Here is a 410-nt window from a genome sequence, read left to right as displayed (position 1 = left end):
TGTCGTGATCGAACTTGCCGGGAGGAAGGGGGTAGTTCTTGATCACGACGCCGCTAGATGCGGCGTCGCCGATTATCTCGTAGGTGAGCCCGTGGTCCTCGACGAACTGGCGGTCCGCGGACGGAAGTGCGCCGAGCCCCTCCGTGGTTTCGCGGATGACGGTGATGAAACGCTCGATGCCCTTGCCGGACAGATCGACCAGATCGGTATCGGCGATCGGGCGATCATGGCCACCACGGACTTCGAGATAGATGGTGTAGCGCTCATCGACACCCGCGAAGTTGCGAAGCGCCTTGCCGCTGATCAAGTTTTTGCCCCAGGACATCTGGCGCTGCTCGATCGTGAAGTTGAACGAACGGTCGGTCTCGAAATAGGCGAACAGCTCGGTGCCCTTGCCACGAAGATCGAAC

Annotated in this window: 1 protein-coding gene; it reads right to left on the bottom strand. The window is 60.2% G+C overall.

What is annotated here, in order from left to right; genetic code table 11:
* Positions 1 to 410 (bottom strand): multiubiquitin domain-containing protein (locus CEV33_RS01520; protein WP_208620135.1); only part of this gene is annotated, 410 nt, incomplete at both ends.

The organism is Brucella grignonensis (assembly GCF_002252505.1).
Taxonomy (GTDB): domain Bacteria; phylum Pseudomonadota; class Alphaproteobacteria; order Rhizobiales; family Rhizobiaceae; genus Brucella; species Brucella grignonensis.
The sequence above is the reverse complement of the archived record's forward strand: the minus strand, read 5'-3'. Positions and strand labels throughout refer to the sequence as shown.